We start from the raw sequence: 19,408 nt of genomic DNA, 5'->3' as shown, positions 1-19,408 counted from the left end.
CGCCACTTCGATCACTTGCGGAAGAATCCACCGATTGTAAAAACCCATCTGCGCTTCCCTCCGCATTAATAGCGTGTTGCGCTGAAAGCGGAAACGGGCATTTGCCTGAAAAAGGAAGCGGCGGGTCCGATCGTTCGGACCCGCCGCTTTTGGCGCATCGCTGCGCGTCTGTTTCTCTAGCTCCTCCCCGCGAGGTTAGAAGGCGTAAATGAAATTCGCAGCCAACGTGTCCTGTCCGTGCCACAAATGCTGCGTGCCAGTCACCGGGCTCACGAAATTGTTGTTCGTGAACGAGTTCTGACTCGAGTTGTCATGCCGATATTCCAGCCGAGCGATCAGTCCCGTCACTTCTGGGATCTTGTAGCTCAACGTCTGGGTTATCTCCCACAACGTCTGTGCCTCGCCGTTGGTGCGCGCACCATCCATGTCGTCGAAGAATTCGGCGCGGGTCGCCAACTCGACCGCAGGCGTCCAATCGTACACTACGTACCCCGCCGCGCCCTGCCACGTCGCGCTGTGACCGTTGATCGCTGGACCGTCCTGAGAGGCGTACAGGTATTCGGCCTGCAGCGTCAGGTTGGGCACGAACGACGGCTTCCAGGTCACGATCGGATCGATTGCCCCCAGCTCCATATTGGATTTCGTTTTGCCTGGCGGGATGCTGGCCGTGTTCGAGGGCTGAACATTCGGTCCAAAGATGCCGTTGACTACGAGGCTCAACGACTTTTCCTTGTTGTTGATCGTGAGCTCACCTTCAACGTTCGGACCACCGTTCGAAGTGCTCGCCGGATCGTCCCAGCCGTTGTTCAGACCAGCGGTGGCCGACACGTAGTCGTTGAACGTATAGCTGGCGCGGATGCCGGTATGAGTCAGCGGTTCGCCAAGGTTGAACAGCAGGCCGCGGCTCTCGTTGAAGTTCTGGTTGTTGTAAATCGGAATGATCTCGGCGCCGAGCAGCGTTACGAAGCGGCCGGCTTCAAAACTCACACCCGAGCCGAACGGCGCCGTATAGGTCAGGTAGTACTGCGTCGGATCGACCCACTGATTACCGACATGCGCCGAGTTCGAGTAATTTGTAACGGAGGAAATCGCGTTCGCGACCTGACCGAAGTTGATGTCGGTCACGAATCCAACGGTTCCATCGCGTTCGATGTGCAGATTGCCCTGAGTGAGCTGGAATCCATCCTGGTCCCACGCGCGAAACGTATTGACGTTGCCATTCGGCTGATTGAAGTTATGCTCATAGCCTGCATCGACCAGAGCGTGCACGCTGATACCAAGGTTGTCCGACAGATTCTTCTGGATGGACGTTATGTTCGTTTCAGCCAGGCCAACGTGCTGGCCGATGGTCGCGGGCGACGCGTTAGCCGCGGGCTGTGCGACGACCATCGCCGCCTCGATCTTTTTCACTTCGCTGGTCGTGTCGTCGGTCTGTTTCTGTATATTACCCACCTGCCCGGACAGCGCATTCAGTCGCTGGTCTTCGCTCGGCCCCGTGGGGCTCGTCGTGGTTGTGGTCGTGCTGACCACATGGTGGTGACGTCTGTGGGTTGTCGTGGTTGTGGTTGTGGCCGGATCTGGATCTGCCGCCCAGGCATTCGCATTACACAGCAATCCGATCAGTGCGACGCCAGCAACCAGGCGAACCCAGCCAACGCCCCGAGTCGTACTTCTTCTATTCACTATCTCCTCCCTCCGAGACACGCGGCCGCTCGCCGCGGCTTCCTGCGCCCACACGTAGCGGGCTACGGTGATTAAACCGGCTGCTTTGTTACAAGATTCATACCGGTGTCATAATTGACCGAGGTCCAAAATCCTTTGTGTTCATAAGGATTTCGGCTATCGGTCAGCGATTGGTGATGCCCGTATGGAAAGCATTTGCCGCGTGATTAATCAGGTCTGACGGCAGACCGTCAAGTTTGCACCGACCTGACTTTCAACAGGTTCACGGCGTTACCTGCGACTTCAGGCTTTCTGTTCCGGTTTGGAAATGAACTATTCATCCTCATCATGCCGGATTTTCTGTGCTATCACTGGGCTGTGGACAACCGTACTTCTCTGACGCGCTCGAAATCGGTCGGCAAATGATTGGCGCTGAAACATTTTTGGGCGGAGCGAACTATCCCTGGCAGGGCGGCGTTCCAACCCAAAGCCACCACATATGAATTTTGAATTGACCGAGGCACAAGACGAGATCGTCAGGCAGGTACGCACCCTGTGCACAAACTTTCCGGACGAGTACTGGCGCGATCACGATCGCCGTGCCGAATTTCCGCACGACTTCTTCGCCGCAGTCGCCGCCGCCGGCTACCTCGGCGTCGCGATCCCGGAGCGCTACGGCGGCAGCGGTCTCGGAATCACAGAGGCCGCGCTCGTGATGCGCGAAGTCGCCGCCTCGGGCGGTGCGATGGCGGCCGCCAGCGCCGTCCATCTTTCGATCTTCGGCGTCAGTCCGCTCGTCTTCCACGGCAGCGAGGAACAGAAGCTCCGCTACCTACCGAAGGTGGTCAGCGGCGAGATGCATGTCGCATTCGCGGTCACCGAGCCCGACGCCGGCAACGACATCACACACATCAAGACGGCCGCGCGTCGTGACGGCGACAACTACATCATCAACGGCCGCAAGGTCTTCACCACCAAGGCGCGCGAAGCAAAACGAATGCTCCTGCTCACACGAACGACACCCTTCGAGCAGGTCACTAAAAAAACCGACGGCATGAGCCTGTTCTTCGCCGAGCTCGAGCCATCATCCGTCGAAATTCGCGAACTCGAAAAACTCGGCCGCGCCGCCGTCGATACCAACCTTTTGTTCATCGACAACCTGAAAGTGTCGGCGTCGGATCTAATCGGCGGCGAAGGACGCGGCTTCCATTGCCTGCTCGACGGCTTGAATCCCGAGCGTATCCTGGTTGCCGCCGAGGCGATCGGAATCGGACGCGCCGCGGTTGCCAAAGCCGTCAGGTACGCGAAAGAACGCGTGGTCTTCGGCCGTCCGATCGGACAGAACCAGGCAATCGCGCATCCCCTGGCCGATTCGTACTCGAAGCTGGAAGCGGCGGAACTCATGATGCTCAAGGCGGCGTGGCTGTTCGACAATCGCAAGCCATGCGGTCCCGAGGCCAATACCGCCAAGCTGCGCGCCGCCGATGCCGCGTTCGAGGCTTGCGATCGCGCGGTGCAGACGCTCGGCGGCTACGGTTACGTTCGCGAGTACGACGTCGAGCGCTACTTCCGCGAATGCCGTCTGCTCAAGATCGCGCCGGTGTCGCAAGAAATGGTGTTGAACTCGATCGCCGAGCATGTGCTCGGCCTGCCGCGCTCGTACTAGACGGCGATTCCGATGCGCAAAAGCGCGATCATCGTCCTGCTCGGCGCGCTGTGCTTTGCCGGCTATGTGTTTTATTCACTGACCGGCGTGGAACCGGTGAAGGTGGCCGGCACTCGGCTGGTGCGAAGCGGCGATCGGGTGTCGGTCGAAGGCGACGTTCGCAACACGGGCGACGACACCGGCCCGCTCCAGCTCGAGGTTCACTACTTCGATCGCGACGGCCATTCGATCGGCAAGGATATAGTCTCGATGGACGGCCTGCGCCACGGTGCGGCGGCCCATTTCAGGAGTTCAGCGCGTCAGGACGACGGGGTTGCGGACTTTTCGATATACCTGAATCACGGACGAAATCCCTATGGAAATTAGGGTAAACGCCAAAAATTCGCAGTTGTTCGCAAATTGAATATTTTGGCAGATCCGGCGTCTAAACACTTTGTAGGGTTGTGTAATCTAAATGTGTAGAGGCTGTTCAAAGAGTTGCAACAACCCCACGATTCTTATGCTTGCCTTTAAGTCGTCTTGATGGTACTAACTGTAAGTGTCGAATAACACCATTTTGGTGACTTGCGATCGCCTCGATCGCACTAAAATCGACACACTTTAAAGGGGAAGAGGTTTCTATCATGGCACGAGTCAAGGAACGCACTTTCGGACAGGTCATTCGAGAACGCAGGCGGCAACTCGACCTAACTCAAGAGGAAGTCGCGCGGCGCATCAAAACCTCCACGCCGTATGTCGGCCACCTGGAATCCGGCAAACGCCATCCTTCCGACAAGATTCTAACCCGCATGGCAGAAGTGCTCGGACTCGATCGACGGGAACTGTTTTTTCTCGCCAATCCTCGAGCGCAAGCACTGCTCAGCCCCGAGGTCGAGACCGCGGCTGAATCGGCGTGGGACGACTTCAGGAAGAACGAGCAGCTGCGACGCGTTCACAACGTCACCACCAGCGAGATGGAGATGCTTTCGCGAGTGGCGTTGCTCGGCGACGTGCGTTCGCCGCGCGATTTCATCTACATTCTGAATACCGTGCGCCACGCTGTCGGTAGATAACCGATTAGATTCGCACACAGCCGTGCTTAAAAGACGCGAGAGGATCTCCTCCCGCGTCTTTTTTTTTGCGCATCGCGCGGCCTAAGCTCGACTGCATCATGGGCGAGCCTGCACGAGCGCGCGATACCGCGCCGGGAATTCCACGATGGCCGCAACGCTACACCGTCGTCGCGCTGTTCTTTCTCGGCACCGCACTTTGCTACATCGATCGCATTAGCATCTCGGTCGCGATAATCCCGCTGGCCCGCCAGTTCGGCTACGACTCCGCCGCGCAGGGGCTCGTGCTGTCGGCCGTGTTCTGGGGGTATCTGTGGACCCAGCTCGCCGGCGGATGGATGGCCGATCGATTCGGCGGCCATCGCGTGCTGGCCGCCGGCGTCGCAATCTGGTCGCTGGCAACCTTCGTCACGCCCATCGCGGCCGCTGCGTCATTCTCCGCTCTGCTCGCCGCTCGCGTGCTGCTCGGTCTGGGCGAGGGCGTCAACTTTCCCTCGATTCACAGCCTCACTGCCCGCTGGACGCTGCCGTCAGAACGCGCGCGCGTGTTGTCCGTGAACTACAGCGGGATGTACGTGGGAACAGTCCTGGCGCTGAGTGCGAGCCCGCTGATCATCAAGGCGTTCGGATGGCCCGCGCTGTTTTACATCTCAGGCGCGCTCGGTTTGGTGTGGGTCGCAGTGTGGTTGTACATCGCCGCCGATCGGCCCGAGACATCTTCGCGCACAACCGTGGCCGAGCTGAGATTGATCGTGTCGATGCGTACCGCTGAGCCGCGCGCGATGCGCGTGCCGTGGGCGGCAATCGCGCGCGAACGAGCGGTCTGGGCGATCGTCGTCGCGCACTTTTGCAGCAACTTCGGATTCAACATCCTGCTGCTCTGGATGCCGACCTATCTGCATCACACGTTTGCCGTGCCGCTGGAACGCGTCGGCGTGTATTCGATCGTTCCATGGATCGTGACGTTCTTCATGATCACTTTCTCGGGCTGGCTTGCCGACTCTCTAATCGCGCGCGGCCTCGCAGTCGGCACAGTGCGCAAGTCGATGCAGACCGCGGCATTCATGCTCGGTGCGATATCGCTGATGATTGTGCCCGCTGCGCATTCGCCGGCGATGGCGGTCGCACTACTGACGCTGGCCGCCTCGTCCAACGGCATCGGCTCTGCCGCCTTCGGTGTGAATCACCTCGACGTCGCGCCGACCTACGCCGGCATCCTGATGGGAATCTCGAACACCTTCGCGACTGTCCCGGGAATCATCGGCGTCGCGGCGACGGGGATGATCGTGCAGGCGACCAGGTCTTTCAGCGCGGTCTTCTATCTGATCGCGGCGGTCTATTGTCTCGGCATGTTCTTCTATCTCCGATGGGCCAGCGGCGAGCAGAGGATCTGAAGTTTTACGGTGGCGCAGTGGTCGAGAGTCGCGATATACCGTGAAGCGAACCGGAGTGCGATGAATCGATGAGCCAGCCAAGTAAACTCTCGTCCTACAGATGGATTATCGAAGTCCTGTTGCTGCTGCTGTTGACGGCGCAGTCGTTCGCGTGGCTCGCGCCCGCGCCGATACTCCAGGAAATCAGGAACGGGCTCGGAATCTCGCTGAGCAGCGCGGGCCTGATCATTTCGATCATCGCGCTATGCATCGGCATCTTCTCGCTGCTGGGCGCGGTCGTCGCCGAACGGATTGGACCGCTGCGCGCGCTGGTGATCGGAATCTGGCTGATGGCGATTGGACAGGTCGCGAGCGGCTACGCGCCGAACTTCGCCGCGTTGCTCGCGTGCCGCGTGCTCGAGGGAGTCGGCTACGGACTCGTGATCGCGCCGCCCGGCACGCTCGTGATGCAATGGTTCGGCGAAGGCGAGTGGCCGTACATCAACATGGTCAACTTCTCGTTCGGCTACGTCGGACTCACCGCGGTGTTCCGCGCGACGCCGGCCTTGTTCGCCGCGGTCGGGTCGTGGCGGATGACACTGTTGTGGTACGGCGTCGGCTCGGCAGGCGTCGCGCTGTTGTGGACAATCTTCGGCCGCGAGCGTCGGACTGAAATCAGCATACCCACGCCGAGTGCGATCGAAGCGCCCGCAGAGCGCGGATCGGCGCTGGTGGAAGTCGCGAAGATGCGCAACGTGCTCCTGATCGCGGCCGGCCTGTTCGGCGGGATGTGGGTCTTTCAGATCTACACCGCGTTCCTGCCCGAGTTCTTCCGCACTTACCGCGGCATGTCGATGGCGGAAGCCTCGCTGATGACGCAAGTGCTCCCGTTCACCGGCCTGTTCGCGGCGCTGGGCGGCGGAATCGGCACGGGGATGTCGGGACTGCGCAAGCCGTTCACCTGGCCGATTGCGTTTGCGACCTTGATCGGATGCGCCGGCGTCATGATGTTCCCCGAACCGACATGGATTCGGCTGTCGCTGGTACTCGTCGGAATCGGATCAGCAGGATCGCTCGCCGCGATCACGACAATGATGATGGAATTGCCCGGTATGAATCCGACTCGCGTCGGAGCGGCGCTGGGCTTCGTGTGGGCAATCGGCTACTTCGGCGCGTTCGTCTCGCCGTTTCTGGGCGGCGCGCTCGCCGCGCACATCGGATTGCGCACCGTGATGCTCGGCTTCCTGGTCTTCCAGTTCCTGCCGATCGTGACGATGTACTTCCTGCCCGAGACCGGCCCCGGCCGCACCCGCTATGAAATAGAAGGCGCCTCGGCCGTGCCGGAAGCTCCAGCCGCTCGGGGTTACGACTTGCGCGACGGATGAGGCGCCACTTTCATCAAGCCCGCGTGCAACACCGTGTTGTCCGCGATCAACCCTTCGAGCTTTACGTTGCGCTGATTGAAACGTAGCGCGTGGCCTTTGATATCGGTGATCGTGCCGCCCGACTCGGCGACCAGCGCCGCGCCCGACGCGATGTCCCACTCACTTTTCGGCGAGCGCGTGAACGTGGCGTCGGCCTTGCCCGCCGCGACTAGCGCAAGCTTGTACGCGACGCTGCCGGTCGGGCTCACTTTCATCGTCCCGTGGAACACCTGCCATTCACCGCGCGCAGTCTCACTGCGGCTGGCAAGCACGGTTGCGCGCTTGAGCGTTCGCGTACGCGTGACCCGCACGCGGCGCGAATTGAGATGACATCCAACGCCGCGCGCCGATGAATACATCTCGCGCTTGATCGGATTGTAGGTGACGCCGAGAATCGGCACGCCATCTTCGATCAGCGCGATCGCGACCGAGAACTCGGGAATCCCGTTGATGAACTCCTTGGTGCCGTCGAGCGGATCGACGATCCACACACGCTGGCACTTCAGCCGGTCATCGTTATCGACGGTCTCCTCAGAAAGCCATCCGTATGAAGGAAACGGCTCGCGCAGCGCTTTCTTGATTGCGGCATCGGCTTCGAGATCGGCCTGTGTGACGGGATTGTCATGCCCCTTCGATCCAACTTTGAGGCCCTCGCGCTTCCAATAGCCGCGAAGTATCTCGCCAGCCGCGCGCGCCGCTTTCTTCGCGAGCTTCAGTTCGCGCGTCAAATCATTTTCTTCCATCGTGTTTTACAGCCGCGCAAATCCTAGCTACACCTGGGCGCCGATTCCATCGCGGGCTGGTTTGCCCTTTTTGCGATCACAAACCTAAGATGGCTGAGGGGACCGACATGGCAGTTATCGCTATCAGTCAGCAGATTGGCAGCAGGGGAATCGAGCTCGGGGAGCTCGCGGCGCGGGAACTTGGTTATCGGTTCCAGAGCGGCGAGCAATTGATCGCCGAGACTGCGAAGCGCTTCAACGTGAGCGCCGAGCAGGTGAAATGGTTCGACGTGCATAGTCCGCATTTCTGGGAGCGGAAGACCGACACCGGCCGTTTTGCCGCGTATTACCGCGCTGTCTTTCTGCAAGAGGCCGCGCAAGATCGGATCGTCGTCGCGGGCCGCGGTTCGTCGCATTTTCTTCCCGAAGGCGGATGCGGCATCAGAGTGCGCACGATGGCTCCAGTGGCCCTTCGCATCAAGCAGGTCGCGAAAGACGAGAAGCTCGCGCCGGCCGCAGCTGACAAGCGCGTTCGCGACTTCGACATGGAATTGAAGGCGCGCATTCAAACCCTCTTCGGGCAGGACATCGAAGACCCCGCGATTTACGACCTGGTGATCAACACCTCGCGCCTTCCGCTCGCAGCGCACGCGAACACGCTTGCAGCGCTCGCGACGCATATCGACAGTGGGCGCACTCCGGAGCGGACCAAGTGCATGCAAGACGCCGCGATTGCGGCACAGGTGCACGCGGCGCTGGTTGCACATCCTAAGATTGGCGACACGCAAATGTCGGTGAACTGTTCGGCTGGATGCGTCCGCGTGAGCGGGGTCGGGCTGGTGCCGCCGTGGGACGAGCTGGTGATCGGAGTGGCGCAAAGGATCGAAGGCGTCTCATCGGTCGAAGTCGGCGCCGAAGAAGATCCTGTGACGTTGACTACAAGCTGACTCTACCGGATGCGCTCTCTCATCATTTTTTTCGCCACTGGAATTTATTCCGGTTACGCTCCGATTGCGCCGGGAACCGCAGGCTCGGTGGTGGGACTGGCCGTCGTATGGCTCGCATTCGGCCCGCTCTGGATGCGTTCGCCGGCGCTGTGCCTGCTGGTGTTCGCGGTCGCGTTCGCGATCGCATGCTGGATTTCCGATCGTGCCGAGAAGATTTTCGACAATCACGACGATTCGCGCATCGTTATAGATGAAGTGCTCGGCATGGCCGCCACGATGTTCGGCAATCCGATCACGTTCGGCTGGATGATGCTCGGATTCCTGCTGTTTCGAGTAGCCGACGTCGTCAAACCGTGGCCGGCGAGCTTGATCGATCGCCGCATGCGCAACGGCGCGGGCGTGATGCTCGACGATTTGGCTGCGGCGATTTATGCGAATATCGTGTTGCGCGTGATCGTGCACTTGCTCTGACCCGCGCGCCCGCAAGGAGTTCCCGATGATTCAGAACGCTGTGATTCTTTCCACCGGCGACGAGATCACCACCGGCAAGGTCGTCGATACCAACGCCAACTACCTTTCCGACAAGCTCGCCGAAATTGGAATCGATCTCGTCGCGGTGATTACGGTCGGCGATGTGCCCGACCGCCTGGAATGGGCGTGGCGCACGGCGATCGAGAAAGGCGACGTCGTGATTTCAACCGGCGGCATCGGTCCGACCGCGGACGACCTGACTACAGAAACCATCGCGCGCGTTGCGGGCGTGAAGTTGCGGCGCGACGAAGCCGCCGTCGAGCACATGAAGCGATTGTTCGCGAGCATCGGACGGCCGATGCCTGAGAACAATCTCAAGCAGGCGGACTTTCCGGAGGGCGCGACCGTCATTCAGAATCCGCTCGGCACGGCGCCGGGCTTCAGGATGCCGGTGACGCGTGGCGGTCACACCGCGCATCTGATCGTGCTGCCGGGCGTGCCGCGCGAGATGAAACCGATGATGGAAAACACGGTGATCCCGTGGATTTCAGCGAATCGCGGCACCAACAAAGTTTACGCGGTGAAGATCTTCCAGACCTTCGGAATGAGCGAGTCAGCGCTCGACGAAGCGGTGGCGGGATTGATCAGACCGGAAGAAGCGAAGGTCTCGTTCCGCGCGAGCTTCCCGCAGATTTCGCTGAAGATCAGAGTCGAGGGAAACCCCGGCGAGGTCGATCGCAAGGTCGAGGAGCTGGCGCATCGCGTGCGCGGGAAGATCTCGCAGTTCATCTACGCCGAAGGCGACACGTCGATGGAGGAAGTCGTCGGCCGTCTTTTCATAGAGCGGAAACTCACGATGGCTGTTGCGGAATCGTGCACCGGTGGACTGATCGGACATCGCATCACGAATGTTCCGGGATGCTCGCAATATTTTAAGGGCGACCTGGTAACCTACACCTACGATGTGAAAGAGGGAGTGCTGGGTGTTTCAGATGAGACGCTGAAAGCGCATGGCGCCGTGAGCGAAGAGTGCGTGCGCGAGATGGCGGCCGGAGTGCGCAAGCGCACCGGCGCGAACGTCTCGGTCGCGACGTCGGGAATCGCGGGGCCCGGCGGCGGCACGCCGGACAAGCCGGTCGGCACCGTGTGCATCGCGCTGTCAGCGGACGATCAGAGCTTCACGCGCCGCTATCAGTTCCGTGGCACTCGCGACTGGATCAAGTTGATCACGTCGCAGGTCGCGCTCGACTGGCTGCGGCGGTACGCGCTGGGTCTGCCGATCGCAGACTCAACGCTGTTCCGCCGCTAGTCGGTTACCTGACGCGCGCGTAGTTGATCAGATCGCCGCCGTTGCCGGCGAGGACCAGCTTCCCATTTGCGGCAGCACATTGGACGGCACTGGCCGACGACGTGTCGGTGCAAAGCACGACGTTGGTGTCGCCCGTGAAACACCCGTCGTTGACCGTCGCGTTGCCTTGTGCGAGTTGCACGCGCCCAGCGCAGAGATTGGCCGCCTGTCTCACATCGACGGAGCCAAATACGCTGTTTGCCCACACACCGGTCACATCATTCGACGGCGAGCCTGATTCGCTATGCGGCGGCGGAGGTCCTGGATGCGGCCCGCGACCGCATCCAGAGCCAAGCAGAGCGATCACCGCGAGGGTCGCAACGATGGTAGATGATGCTCTCATATTCAACTCAGTTCGCGTGCTTGATGTCGCCGTTGGCGGCCGCGTTGGCTGCCGTAGTGAAGATATCCATCGGGGCGAGCGGCGGACGGCGCTTGCGCTTCAAGTCCGCGAGCTCAGCCTGGGCCTTGGCCTCGGCGTTGCGCACGCGGATTGCCTCGAGCTTGTCGCCGAGCTCGGAGCCGGCGATTTCGTGATTGACGCCCGCCTGCGCGAGCATCCGCTGAATCGACTCTCGCACTTCTTCGAGCGCACGGACGTCGTCATCGTACGAGATCTCTTCGAGCGCGCGCTGAATTCGCACGCGTGCCTGCGCGTTCCGCATCCGCGCGATCATCCGCACTTTCTCGACCTTGAGCTTTTCAATCTCGCCCTTGAATGAGATCAGGTTTTTCTTCGCGTCCTCGGCTTCCGTAGTCAGCTCGCCGAGCTCTTCGCGGAGCCGCGTGCAATCGCCGTCGAGGATATGCTTGCGCTGGATCAGAATCAGCGCGCACTGATCCTCGTTCATGTCAGCGGCCTGCCCCGCTTCCTCATCGACCTCTTTCATCTCGGCCAGCTTTTCGCGCAGCTCCCGTTCGAGCTTGTTGCGCATATAGATGACGCCGGCCGCCGCGGTCTTGAGCCCATGATAGCGGTGGACGCGATCCGAGATCGCTGACTCGTAGACCGCCTCGGGGTCGCGCGCCTCGCGCGCTTTAATCCAGCGGCTGAACTTGCCTCCGAGCAATTTGAAAAATCTTGATAACACTTTCGTTCTCCTTTCGGCCTGAGCGTTATTCGCGCGCACAGCCGACTGTTGCTGAAATTTTCAGATCCAACGCCTCACGCGATTGGTGTAGTTGCGGTAATCCTGGCCGAAGAGCCGCTCCATCGTTTCTTCCTCGCGCGGAATCACCATCCGATCGATCACCGCGAAGAACACCGCCGGCGCCAGCAGCATCGCGATCGATCCGAAGAAAACCGCGAGCCCGAACAACGCGGTCGCGAGACCGAGGTACATCGGATTTCGCGTCCAGGTGTATGGCGGCTGCACCACGAAATTCGTCGGTTCGCCCCATGGCTTCCTGGTGGTCTCGCGCGCCTGGAAAATCGCGGCAGCGAAACACGATAGTCCCGCGCCGGCCGCGACGAACAGCAGCCCGATCACCTGCTCCCATCCCACGGTGCGTTCCTCGGGCAGCATAAAATGGAGCGCGAGCGTGACCAGCACGAGTGCACCCGCCAGCAGCGGCGGATGAATCTTCATGGTCGTGAGAGTGGTGCTCGGGGCCTGGGGTTCGATTGAGTTCATTGCTTATCGTCTCCGCTTTTGCGCGAAATCAATTGACGTCGGTCTTGTGGGTGGGCGCGAGTCCAATATCGGCGAGCGTGATTCCGAGTTCGCGCATCTTCTGCTGAAAGCTCTGCCGATACATCCCGGTCCGCTCCGCCGCGCGTGAAATGTTACCGCCAGTCGCGCGTAACGCGCGGACGAAAAAATCGCGTTCCCAATCGCCGACGAATTTTTCCTTCGCCTCGCGAAAGGTCATCGCCGATTCGCCGTTGTCCGAGGCCGCCGGTGAACTCGGTGTACTCGCGTGATCGCCTTCCGGCTCCGAGCCTGCGAAAAGATCCTCGGCGGTAATCTCGGCGCCCGGCGACAGAATCACCGCCTGCTCGATTGCCGCCTTGAGCGAGCGCGCGTTGCCTTTCCACGGCGCCTCGACGCACGCGCGCATCGCCTCGTGAGTAAGCTGTTTTTGTGGCGCGGAGAAACGATTGCATGCCTCCGCGATAAAATGCTGGACCATCAGCGGAACGTCTTCGCGCCGCTCGCGCACGGGAGGCACGCGAATCTCGACAACCTTCAGACGGTAGTAGAGATCCTCGCGAAACTTGCCCTGCTCGATCATCGCTTCGAGGTGCTGGTTGGTCGCGGCGATTATTCGCACGTCCACGCTCAGCGGTTGATTCCCGCCGATCCGCTCGAACACCTGCTCCTGCAGCACGCGCAGCAACTTAGCCTGCGTCTCGAGCGCCATGTCGCCGATCTCGTCGAGAAACAAGGTGCCGCCGTTGGCGGCTTCGAATTTGCCCTCGCGACGCGCCACCGCGCCGGTGAACGCGCCCTTCTCGTGGCCGAACAGCTCGCTCTCGACCAGCTCGCGCGAGAACGCCGCGCAATTGACCGCGATGAACGGCTTGCGCGCGCGGGGACTTCGAAAATGGATCGCGCGTGCGACGAGCTCCTTGCCGGTGCCCGATTCGCCACGGATTAGAACGGTGACGTCGGTCGGCGCGACCTTGTCGATCGTCTCGAACACTCGCATCATCGCGCGCGATCGCCCGACCATGTTTTCGAAAACGCCGGTCTCGAGCCGCACCTGCTCGAGCAGCTGATTGTGCTCGCGCTTGAGCAGTTGCGTCTCCATCACCTTGCGCACTTTCATGCGCAGCTCGTCGTTGTCGAACGGCTTGGGCAGGTAATCCTCGGCGCCGGCCTTCATAGCTTCGACGGCGATTCGCTGCGTGCCGAAGGCCGTGATCATCAGCACGGCGCACGCGGGATCGAGCTCGCGCACGTGCTTGAGCAATTCAAGCCCGCTCATTCCCTTCATGCTGAGGTCCGTGATGATCACGTGGAACAGCCCAGCCTTGACCTTCTCGAGCGCTTCCTCGCCCGACTCTGCGGTCTCGACTTCGTAGCCCTCCTTGGTGAAGAGCCCTTTGAGCGCGATGACGATTCCGCGCTCGTCGTCAACTACCAGTAATCGGCCTTTCAATTTCGTAGCCTCGAGGCCCGCGGGTTTGCTCCCGCTGCCATTGGGACGATCGGCGTGGTTACCGCGCCGCTATTGTTGTTTCCGGCGTTGTTTTGCGGCGACGACTCGGCGGCCGCTTCTCCTACGATGTCCGGCGATTCGGGCCGCTCACTCGTCTCACACGGCGCCATCGTGGTCGGAACGGCCGACGACTGAACTACATCATCGCTGTCGCGCACCGAGTCGCTGAGCGGGATCGCGAGCACGAACTCGGTGCCCTGGCCGACCTTGCTGTGCACCTCGATCGTTCCGCGATGCGAGTCGATCACTTTTTTCGCGACGCCCAGGCCGAGTCCGGTGCCGTTGGTCTTCGAGGTGTAGAACGGATTGAAAATTTTCGCGATCTTGTCGTCCGCGATTCCGCAGCCGTTGTCGCGAACGCGCACCGCCGCCATTCCCGCGCCGTTGTTCTGTATCGCGAACTCGAGCCGGCGCTCGCCGGTCGCCGATTCCATCGCGTCGATCGCGTTGTCGATGATGTTTGAAAAAACCTGCCGCAGCTTGTCGGCGTCGGCGCGCACGGTCGGACCGCTCAGGTAAGCGCGCGACACCGCGACCGAGTTCGCCTCGAGCTTGCTGCGCATCTGCGTCAGCGCGCCGTCGAGCACCCACGCGAGATTTACGTTCTCGAACTTATAGTCTTCTTCCTTCGCGTATTTGAGCAGATGCGACACGCTGCGCTCGACGCGTGCGAGCTCGTCGAGCGCGACCTTGGCGTACTCGACGTTTTCGTGCGAGGTGGGATCCTCGCCCATCTGCTGCACCAGGCTTTTCGCCGCGGCGATCGGATTGCGGATTTCGTGCGCGAAGGTCGCAGTCAGCTCGTCCAGCGACGCCTGCTTCTCTGTTCGCAGCTGCTCCTTCTCCTGCAAGACTTCGCGCTGAACTTCGCGCGCGACCGCCGGCTGAAAAACGCGCTCGTGAACCCATCGCCAGCCGTACACCGCCGAAAAATGGCTCGCGATTCCAAATCCCCAGCCGAGCGCCGGCCAGATGAACCACGGATATCCGCCGAACCCGGTCGTCATCAGATCGATGATGAACAGGAAGCCGATGATGATGCCGTACCACATCAGATGCACGAAGAAACCGGCCTCGGCCTGTGCGCGTTTGCGCGCGCGCTCGTAGGTCTGGCGCTCGGCGTCGTTCTTAAACTGCGGTGGCGGCGGCATATCCTGCGCGGGATCGAGCGTGACGCCGCTATATTTCTGCGTCTGGTGATCGAATCGCGAGCGCATCTTGCGCTCGAACCGCTCGGCCTTGGCCTCGAACTTGCGCGCCATCTTCGAGTCGAAGTCGCGCTTTATCTTCGAATGAAGATCGCTGGCGAAGCGCTCCGCCGATGCCGTCGTGGACGCCTTCGCATCCTGTGTCCACTTCGACCAATCGCGCGACCACCGCGGGCTGCGGCGGCCGTGCCGCCCGAACATCGGAGTTGCCGCCCAATCGTACTTCGACCAGTCGCTATACTTCATCCAGCGCATACGATTTCGTTTTCGATGTTGCACGACCGCATAAATGATTAGTGCTATCAAAAAGAGTCCGAACATCCTGCCTCACCTGGGGCCGGAAATGCCGGTCCGTGTAATTGACCTATCGAGTCGCCAGAACTAAAACAATCGCTGTCATTTCCGGGACCTGACCTCTAATTGCAAAGCGGATGCCGACCTCGACTGCGACGAAAAGTCGAGTATCCGCAAGGACTACCGCAATCATGCTCGCGGACGAGGCGCCTAAGTGCAGTCGCGACGTTGCAGCCCCCGCACTGCATCGCGGTCAAGTCTCGCGTTTCCTTGACTTCGACCGCAATCGGCATATTTTCAATCGATGACGCAGTACTGGCCATTTTCGGGGCTGACCCGGCAGAACGCGCTACGCGAGCGGCTGATCGTGTCGCTTGACCTGCGCGATCGCGGCGACGCGCTCGGGCTGGTGGACCGTCTGGCGCGGGTGGTCGGGATGTTCAAAGTCGGGCGCGCGCTGTTCGTCGGTGGCGGCCCCGATTTCATCCGCGAGATTCGCCGGCGCGGCGCCGAAGTTTTTCTCGATCTCAAATTCCACGACAGCCCGCAAAAGGTGCTGCGCGCCGCCGTCGAAGCCACGCGGCTCGGCGTCAAGATGTTCGACATCCATCCCTACGGTTCGAACTGCGCCTCGACCGATATGATGATGCGGACGCGCGCCGAGGTCGCGCGCATTTGCAGAACAGAGGGCCTGCGCCGGCCGAGTATCCTGGCGGTCGCGACCCTCGCCGATACGAAATCAACGAACTCCAGCCCGCGCGCGGCAGGAACTCCCGACCGCGTCAGCGAGATAGCGCGGTTTGCCGCCGACGCATCGCTCGACGGCGTCGTTACCTGGCCGCATGAAATTACCCGAGTGCGCAACACTTGCGGACGCCGATTCATCATCGTGACGTCGGGCGTGCGGGTGCGCGAGGTAGCCGACACGATCTCCAATGCGATCACCGCCGCCGACGCGATCCGCGCGGGCGCCGACTACGTCGTGATCGGCAGCCCAATCTGGCGCGCGGCCGAGCCTTTGCGCGCCGTGCGCGAGATTACCGACGACATCGAGCGCGGATTGCGCAACAGTCCGCGGCGCACGTTCGAGATTCTCAACCCACGTCCCGTCTAGCCAATCTTCGATCGACTGCGTCTGTCTTTCTCATTCGAAGCAAACTACGATTGCGCGAAATGCCAGCGACCGGAGCCTGTTCGTGCTCGAAATCCTGATCAACCTGTTCGCGCTCTCGGTCAGCGCCGGATTCATCGGCGCGATCTCGGGCCTCGGTGGTGGCGTCTTCATCGTGCCCGCGCTGGTTATCCTCGCGCACATGCCGATGAAGGTCGCCGTTGGCGCGAGCCTGATTTCAGTCGTCGCGACCAGCGCCGGCGCCAGCGTCGCGTTCGTGCGCGACGGATGGACCAATCTGAAAGTCGCGATGGTCCTCGAATGCGCAACCGTCACCGGCGCCGTGATCGGCGCCTATCTCGCCGGCGTCGTGCCGACCGTCGTGCTCGAATTGCTCTTCGCTGCGATGATGCTCCAGTCGGCATACTTCACGATCACCAAGCACGGCGACGACATCCTCACCAAGGGCGACGCGCTGGCCGAGCGGCTCGAACTCGCAGGCGAAGTGCCCGACAGCGGCGGCAACACTGTCCATTACGAAGTCGTGAGAGTTCCGCAGGGCGGCGCGTTGATGGTCGTCGCGGGGCTGATGTCGGGTCTGCTCGGAATCGGATCGGGCGCGCTCAAGGTGATGGCGATGGACTACGTCATGCACCTGCCGCTGAAGGTGTCGAGCGCGACCAGCAACTTCATGATCGGCGTGACGGCCGGCGCCGGCGCACTGGTATTTCTTTCGCGCGGCGACGTGGCCACTACCATTGCGGCGCCAGTGGCGATCGGTGTTACGGCCGGCGCGCTGGCTGGAAGCCGCGTCCTCCCGCGTCTCAAGGTCGAGTCTCTCAGGATAGTTTTCGTGATAATTCTTTTGCTGATCGCGGCCGAGATGGGATGGCGCGCGCTGTCGGGGATCTAAGCGATGCCGAAACAGGACGAAGATCGAATACTCAGGGTGTGGACGCCGTTTTTGCTGCGCACGATCCTGATCGCCGCAATGATCATTCTCGTTGCCGGTCTCACCTTGACCTATACCTTCGCACCGGACTACTACGTTCAGCGCTACCAGGAGGTGCGGCTGGGTCATCTGATCGGCAAGGAGAAGTTTGGCCTGTTGTTCGACCGGATTCGCGAGGGCAATCCGCATGCGGTGCTGACGATCGGGCTGTTCGTGCTGACGCTCGTCCCGCTCGCGCGCGTCGCGTTCTCCTTCGTCCTCTTCATCCGGGAACGCGATTACACTTATGTTGCGCTTACGGCCTACGTGCTTGCGGGCTTGATCGTCGGCGTGCTGGTTGGGAGTGTCGGTTAGAGATCGACTAGTGTTCGGACGGAGGATCGCACGATGGAAATTAAAGGAAAGGTCGGCGTCATCACCGGCGGCTCGTCGGGAATCGGGCGTGCAACGGCGGAGCGGCTGGCGAAAGAAGGCGCCGCGATCGTGGTCGCCGATCTCGACGAAGCGGGCGGCGGCGAAACCGTCAAGCGAATCGAGAGCGCGGGCGGCCGCGCCGTTTTCGTAAAGGCCGACGTCACGAAACTCGAGGACGCGCGCCGGATGCTCGACACCGCGGTCTCGAAGTTCGGCCGCCTCGACATCCTGCACAACAACGCCGGCATCGGCGTCGGTGCGCCCGGCTTTCCCGACGCACCGCCGGAGCGATGGCACCTCGTGATCGAGATCGATCTGCAGGCTGTGATTCTCGGCACCGGCCTCGCGGCGCCGCTGATGCAAAAAAACGGCGGCGGCGTCATCATCAACACCGCTTCGATGGCCGGCTTGTACCCGCACCGCCAGGACGCAGTTTACGGCGCAGCGAAAGGCGGCGTCGTAAACTTCACGCACTCGCTCGCATCGTGGGAAGCGGAACGAAAAATCCGCGTCAACTGCATCTGCCCCGGAATAGTGGACACCCCGCTAGTCCGCCGAGGCCTCGAGCAAGCAGCCCAACACGGCATCAAAAGCTGGCTCCCCTCAAGAATAATCCAGCCCGAAGAAATCGCCGACGCAGTAGTAACCTTGGTCCGCGACGACTCGATGTTCGGCTGCTCCCTGGAGGTCCGCCCAACCGGCCGCCAAATAGTAGACCCCCGCCCCGCCCCGGGTTCGCGCAGATAAATCTGCTCTTCCCCTCTCCCTGCAAGGGAGAGGATCGAAGGTGAGGGTCCTTGTAACAGCGCGCGATTTTCTCGCGCGCGATCTAAGATTCTGCCTCCTCTCCGAAACCGCAACCGACTCTATGCAAAGCCTCTATCCGGGCGACCCCGGCGAAATTACCTCGCCCAAGTTAGGATGTTGCGCTCCGCGCAACCTATTATTCGCCTCTCCCGCTTTGTTGTTGCGGGAGAGGTCGCGTCACCGGCGCGGGTGAGGGGGAGCTTTACCGGAGAGGCGGCTGGCCGCATCGCGGCCAGAGGTGAGGGTTCTGCGGTTCGACGAAAAAGCCGATGCGCCCACCTCCCTCCGTCATTCTGAGTCGCCGCGGCGGAAGAATCTCGACGGACACTCTGGTGTCCGGCGTCGTCAATATGCGCATACGGGCGAGATCATTCGCAAAGCTCAGGATCACGAAAAAGGTAAGTCGGCAGATGACGCGTAGAAGGTAGCTTGCACCGCAGAACCCCCACCTACCGGGCCGCGATGCGGCCGGCCTCCTCTCCCGTAAAATAAACGGGTGAGGTAATCTTCGGATCGCCGCGCTCTAAGAAAATTTTCCGCGATTCAGTTCACCGTGCGCCCGCCGCTGCTGCGGATTCCGCCTGGAACGCCTTTGAGCTCTGACTCAATTTCGGCATTACATGCTTGCCGATTAGGTCGATCGTTTGCATTACCTTTTCGTGCGGGACTGCGCCTACCTGCACCAGCATCAGGATCAAGTCGACGCCTGCTGATTCGTAAATCTTTGCGACCTTCAGGCAGTCTTCCGGATCGCCGACCATCACGGCGCCTGCTTCGATTCGTTTGTCGAGATCG

The 19,408-nt window shown here is 61.2% G+C and carries 19 protein-coding genes and 1 pseudogene; 12 read left to right on the top strand and 8 right to left on the bottom strand.

Features of this window, described 5'->3' with window-relative positions:
- Positions 1-195 precede the first annotated feature (195 nt).
- On the bottom strand, positions 196-1,452 hold the full coding sequence (locus VIW95_RS13365) for an outer membrane beta-barrel protein (RefSeq protein WP_331587305.1): 1,257 nt from the start codon (positions 1,450-1,452) through the stop codon (positions 196-198).
- 709 nt (positions 1,453-2,161) lie between these two features.
- Here VIW95_RS13365 and VIW95_RS13360 point away from each other — a divergent pair.
- From VIW95_RS13360 to VIW95_RS13340, 5 genes are all read left to right on the top strand, one after another.
- Positions 2,162-3,328, top strand: coding sequence for an acyl-CoA dehydrogenase family protein (locus tag VIW95_RS13360; protein WP_349259324.1), 1,167 nt, complete (start codon positions 2,162-2,164; stop codon positions 3,326-3,328).
- Between the two features lie 12 nt (positions 3,329-3,340).
- The gene (locus tag VIW95_RS13355) at positions 3,341-3,694 is read left to right on the top strand and encodes an FxLYD domain-containing protein (protein ID WP_331587301.1); all 354 of its coding nucleotides are present in this window, start codon (positions 3,341-3,343) and stop codon (positions 3,692-3,694) included.
- 257 nt (positions 3,695-3,951) lie between these two features.
- The gene (locus VIW95_RS13350) at positions 3,952-4,380 is read left to right on the top strand and encodes a helix-turn-helix transcriptional regulator (RefSeq protein WP_331587299.1); all 429 of its coding nucleotides are present in this window, start codon (positions 3,952-3,954) and stop codon (positions 4,378-4,380) included.
- A gap of 98 nt (positions 4,381-4,478) precedes the next feature.
- Positions 4,479-5,771, top strand: a complete 1,293-nt coding sequence (locus VIW95_RS13345) for an ACS family MFS transporter (RefSeq protein WP_331587297.1) — start codon at positions 4,479-4,481, stop codon at positions 5,769-5,771.
- A 68-nt stretch (positions 5,772-5,839) separates the two neighbouring features.
- On the top strand, positions 5,840-7,135 hold the full coding sequence (locus VIW95_RS13340) for an MFS transporter (protein ID WP_331587295.1): 1,296 nt from the start codon (positions 5,840-5,842) through the stop codon (positions 7,133-7,135).
- Here the strand turns inward: VIW95_RS13340 and VIW95_RS13335 are convergent.
- Entirely contained in the window at positions 7,114-7,917 is an 804-nt protein-coding gene (locus VIW95_RS13335) for a 3'(2'),5'-bisphosphate nucleotidase CysQ (protein WP_331587293.1), read from the bottom strand. The genes VIW95_RS13340 and VIW95_RS13335 overlap by 22 nt on opposite strands.
- Before the next feature lie 107 nt (positions 7,918-8,024).
- On the opposite strand from VIW95_RS13335, the gene VIW95_RS13330 reads away from it, so the two are divergent.
- The 3 genes from VIW95_RS13330 to VIW95_RS13320 are packed head-to-tail and all read left to right on the top strand — an operon-like array spanning position 8,025 to position 10,623.
- Positions 8,025-8,843: a cytidylate kinase-like family protein gene (locus VIW95_RS13330; protein ID WP_331587291.1), complete on the top strand. Its 819-nt coding sequence runs from the start codon at positions 8,025-8,027 to the stop codon at positions 8,841-8,843.
- Between the two features lie 9 nt (positions 8,844-8,852).
- Positions 8,853-9,314: a phosphatidylglycerophosphatase A gene (locus VIW95_RS13325; RefSeq protein WP_331587289.1), complete on the top strand. Its 462-nt coding sequence runs from the start codon at positions 8,853-8,855 to the stop codon at positions 9,312-9,314.
- Positions 9,315-9,339: 25 nt separating this feature from the next.
- On the top strand, positions 9,340-10,623 hold the full coding sequence (locus VIW95_RS13320) for a competence/damage-inducible protein A (RefSeq protein ID WP_331587287.1): 1,284 nt from the start codon (positions 9,340-9,342) through the stop codon (positions 10,621-10,623).
- Positions 10,624-10,627: 4 nt separating this feature from the next.
- On the opposite strand, the gene VIW95_RS13315 is transcribed toward VIW95_RS13320, so the two are convergent.
- Genes VIW95_RS13315 through VIW95_RS13295 form a run of 5 tightly spaced genes read right to left on the bottom strand, consistent with a single transcriptional unit; the run spans position 10,628 to position 15,281 of the window.
- Positions 10,628-11,005 carry a hypothetical protein gene (locus VIW95_RS13315; protein WP_331587285.1) on the bottom strand — a complete coding sequence of 126 codons (378 nt, stop codon included), beginning with the start codon at positions 11,003-11,005 and terminating at the stop codon, positions 10,628-10,630.
- A 7-nt stretch (positions 11,006-11,012) separates the two neighbouring features.
- On the bottom strand, positions 11,013-11,753 hold the full coding sequence (locus tag VIW95_RS13310; RefSeq protein WP_331587283.1) for a PspA/IM30 family protein: 741 nt from the start codon (positions 11,751-11,753) through the stop codon (positions 11,013-11,015).
- Between the two features lie 60 nt (positions 11,754-11,813).
- Positions 11,814-12,296: an isoprenylcysteine carboxylmethyltransferase family protein gene (locus VIW95_RS13305; RefSeq protein ID WP_331587281.1), complete on the bottom strand. Its 483-nt coding sequence runs from the start codon at positions 12,294-12,296 to the stop codon at positions 11,814-11,816.
- 28 nt (positions 12,297-12,324) lie between these two features.
- Entirely contained in the window at positions 12,325-13,767 is a 1,443-nt protein-coding gene (locus tag VIW95_RS13300; protein ID WP_331587279.1) for a sigma-54 dependent transcriptional regulator, read from the bottom strand.
- On the bottom strand, positions 13,764-15,281 hold the full coding sequence (locus VIW95_RS13295) for a HAMP domain-containing sensor histidine kinase (protein ID WP_331587277.1): 1,518 nt from the start codon (positions 15,279-15,281) through the stop codon (positions 13,764-13,766). Before VIW95_RS13295 ends, VIW95_RS13300 begins: the two co-directional genes overlap by 4 nt.
- Before the next feature lie 352 nt (positions 15,282-15,633).
- Here VIW95_RS13295 and pyrF point away from each other — a divergent pair, with 352 nt between their 5' ends.
- From pyrF to VIW95_RS13275, 4 genes are all read left to right on the top strand, one after another.
- The gene (gene pyrF / locus VIW95_RS13290) at positions 15,634-16,443 is read left to right on the top strand and encodes an orotidine-5'-phosphate decarboxylase (protein WP_331587275.1); all 810 of its coding nucleotides are present in this window, start codon (positions 15,634-15,636) and stop codon (positions 16,441-16,443) included.
- Positions 16,444-16,525: 82 nt separating this feature from the next.
- Positions 16,526-17,353 (top strand): sulfite exporter TauE/SafE family protein, encoded by an 828-nt coding sequence (locus tag VIW95_RS13285; RefSeq protein WP_331587273.1) that lies wholly within the window; start codon positions 16,526-16,528, stop codon positions 17,351-17,353.
- Between the two features lie 3 nt (positions 17,354-17,356).
- A complete protein-coding gene (locus VIW95_RS13280; RefSeq protein ID WP_331587271.1) occupies positions 17,357-17,746 on the top strand; it encodes a DUF1634 domain-containing protein in 390 nt (129 codons plus the stop codon).
- Between the two features lie 33 nt (positions 17,747-17,779).
- On the top strand, positions 17,780-18,553 hold the full coding sequence (locus tag VIW95_RS13275) for an SDR family oxidoreductase (RefSeq protein WP_331587269.1): 774 nt from the start codon (positions 17,780-17,782) through the stop codon (positions 18,551-18,553).
- 608 nt (positions 18,554-19,161) lie between these two features.
- Here VIW95_RS13275 and VIW95_RS13270 read toward each other — a convergent pair.
- Positions 19,162-19,408, bottom strand: a pseudogene (locus VIW95_RS13270) (hypothetical protein); the annotation flags it as partial.

Origin of the sequence: Binatus sp. (SeqCode) (assembly GCF_036522015.1) — a bacterium.
Lineage (GTDB): Bacteria > Desulfobacterota > Binatia > Binatales > Binataceae > Binatus.
This window is presented reverse-complemented; position numbering and strand designations above follow the sequence as displayed.

Coding starts and splice junctions, on each gene's coding strand:
- VIW95_RS13360 (WP_349259324.1), top strand. CDS start 2,162: ATGAATTTTGAATTGACCGAGGCACAAGACGAGATCGTCAGGCAGGTA.
- VIW95_RS13355 (WP_331587301.1), top strand. CDS start 3,341: ATGCGCAAAAGCGCGATCATCGTCCTGCTCGGCGCGCTGTGCTTTGCC.
- VIW95_RS13350 (WP_331587299.1), top strand. CDS start 3,952: ATGGCACGAGTCAAGGAACGCACTTTCGGACAGGTCATTCGAGAACGC.
- VIW95_RS13345 (WP_331587297.1), top strand. CDS start 4,479: ATGGGCGAGCCTGCACGAGCGCGCGATACCGCGCCGGGAATTCCACGA.
- VIW95_RS13340 (WP_331587295.1), top strand. CDS start 5,840: ATGAGCCAGCCAAGTAAACTCTCGTCCTACAGATGGATTATCGAAGTC.
- VIW95_RS13335 (WP_331587293.1), bottom strand. CDS start 7,917: ATGGAAGAAAATGATTTGACGCGCGAACTGAAGCTCGCGAAGAAAGCG.
- VIW95_RS13330 (WP_331587291.1), top strand. CDS start 8,025: ATGGCAGTTATCGCTATCAGTCAGCAGATTGGCAGCAGGGGAATCGAG.
- VIW95_RS13325 (WP_331587289.1), top strand. CDS start 8,853: ATGCGCTCTCTCATCATTTTTTTCGCCACTGGAATTTATTCCGGTTAC.
- VIW95_RS13320 (WP_331587287.1), top strand. CDS start 9,340: ATGATTCAGAACGCTGTGATTCTTTCCACCGGCGACGAGATCACCACC.
- VIW95_RS13315 (WP_331587285.1), bottom strand. CDS start 11,005: ATGAGAGCATCATCTACCATCGTTGCGACCCTCGCGGTGATCGCTCTG.
- VIW95_RS13305 (WP_331587281.1), bottom strand. CDS start 12,296: ATGAACTCAATCGAACCCCAGGCCCCGAGCACCACTCTCACGACCATG.
- VIW95_RS13295 (WP_331587277.1), bottom strand. CDS start 15,281: ATGAAGTATAGCGACTGGTCGAAGTACGATTGGGCGGCAACTCCGATG.
- pyrF (WP_331587275.1), top strand. CDS start 15,634: ATGACGCAGTACTGGCCATTTTCGGGGCTGACCCGGCAGAACGCGCTA.
- VIW95_RS13280 (WP_331587271.1), top strand. CDS start 17,357: ATGCCGAAACAGGACGAAGATCGAATACTCAGGGTGTGGACGCCGTTT.
- VIW95_RS13275 (WP_331587269.1), top strand. CDS start 17,780: ATGGAAATTAAAGGAAAGGTCGGCGTCATCACCGGCGGCTCGTCGGGA.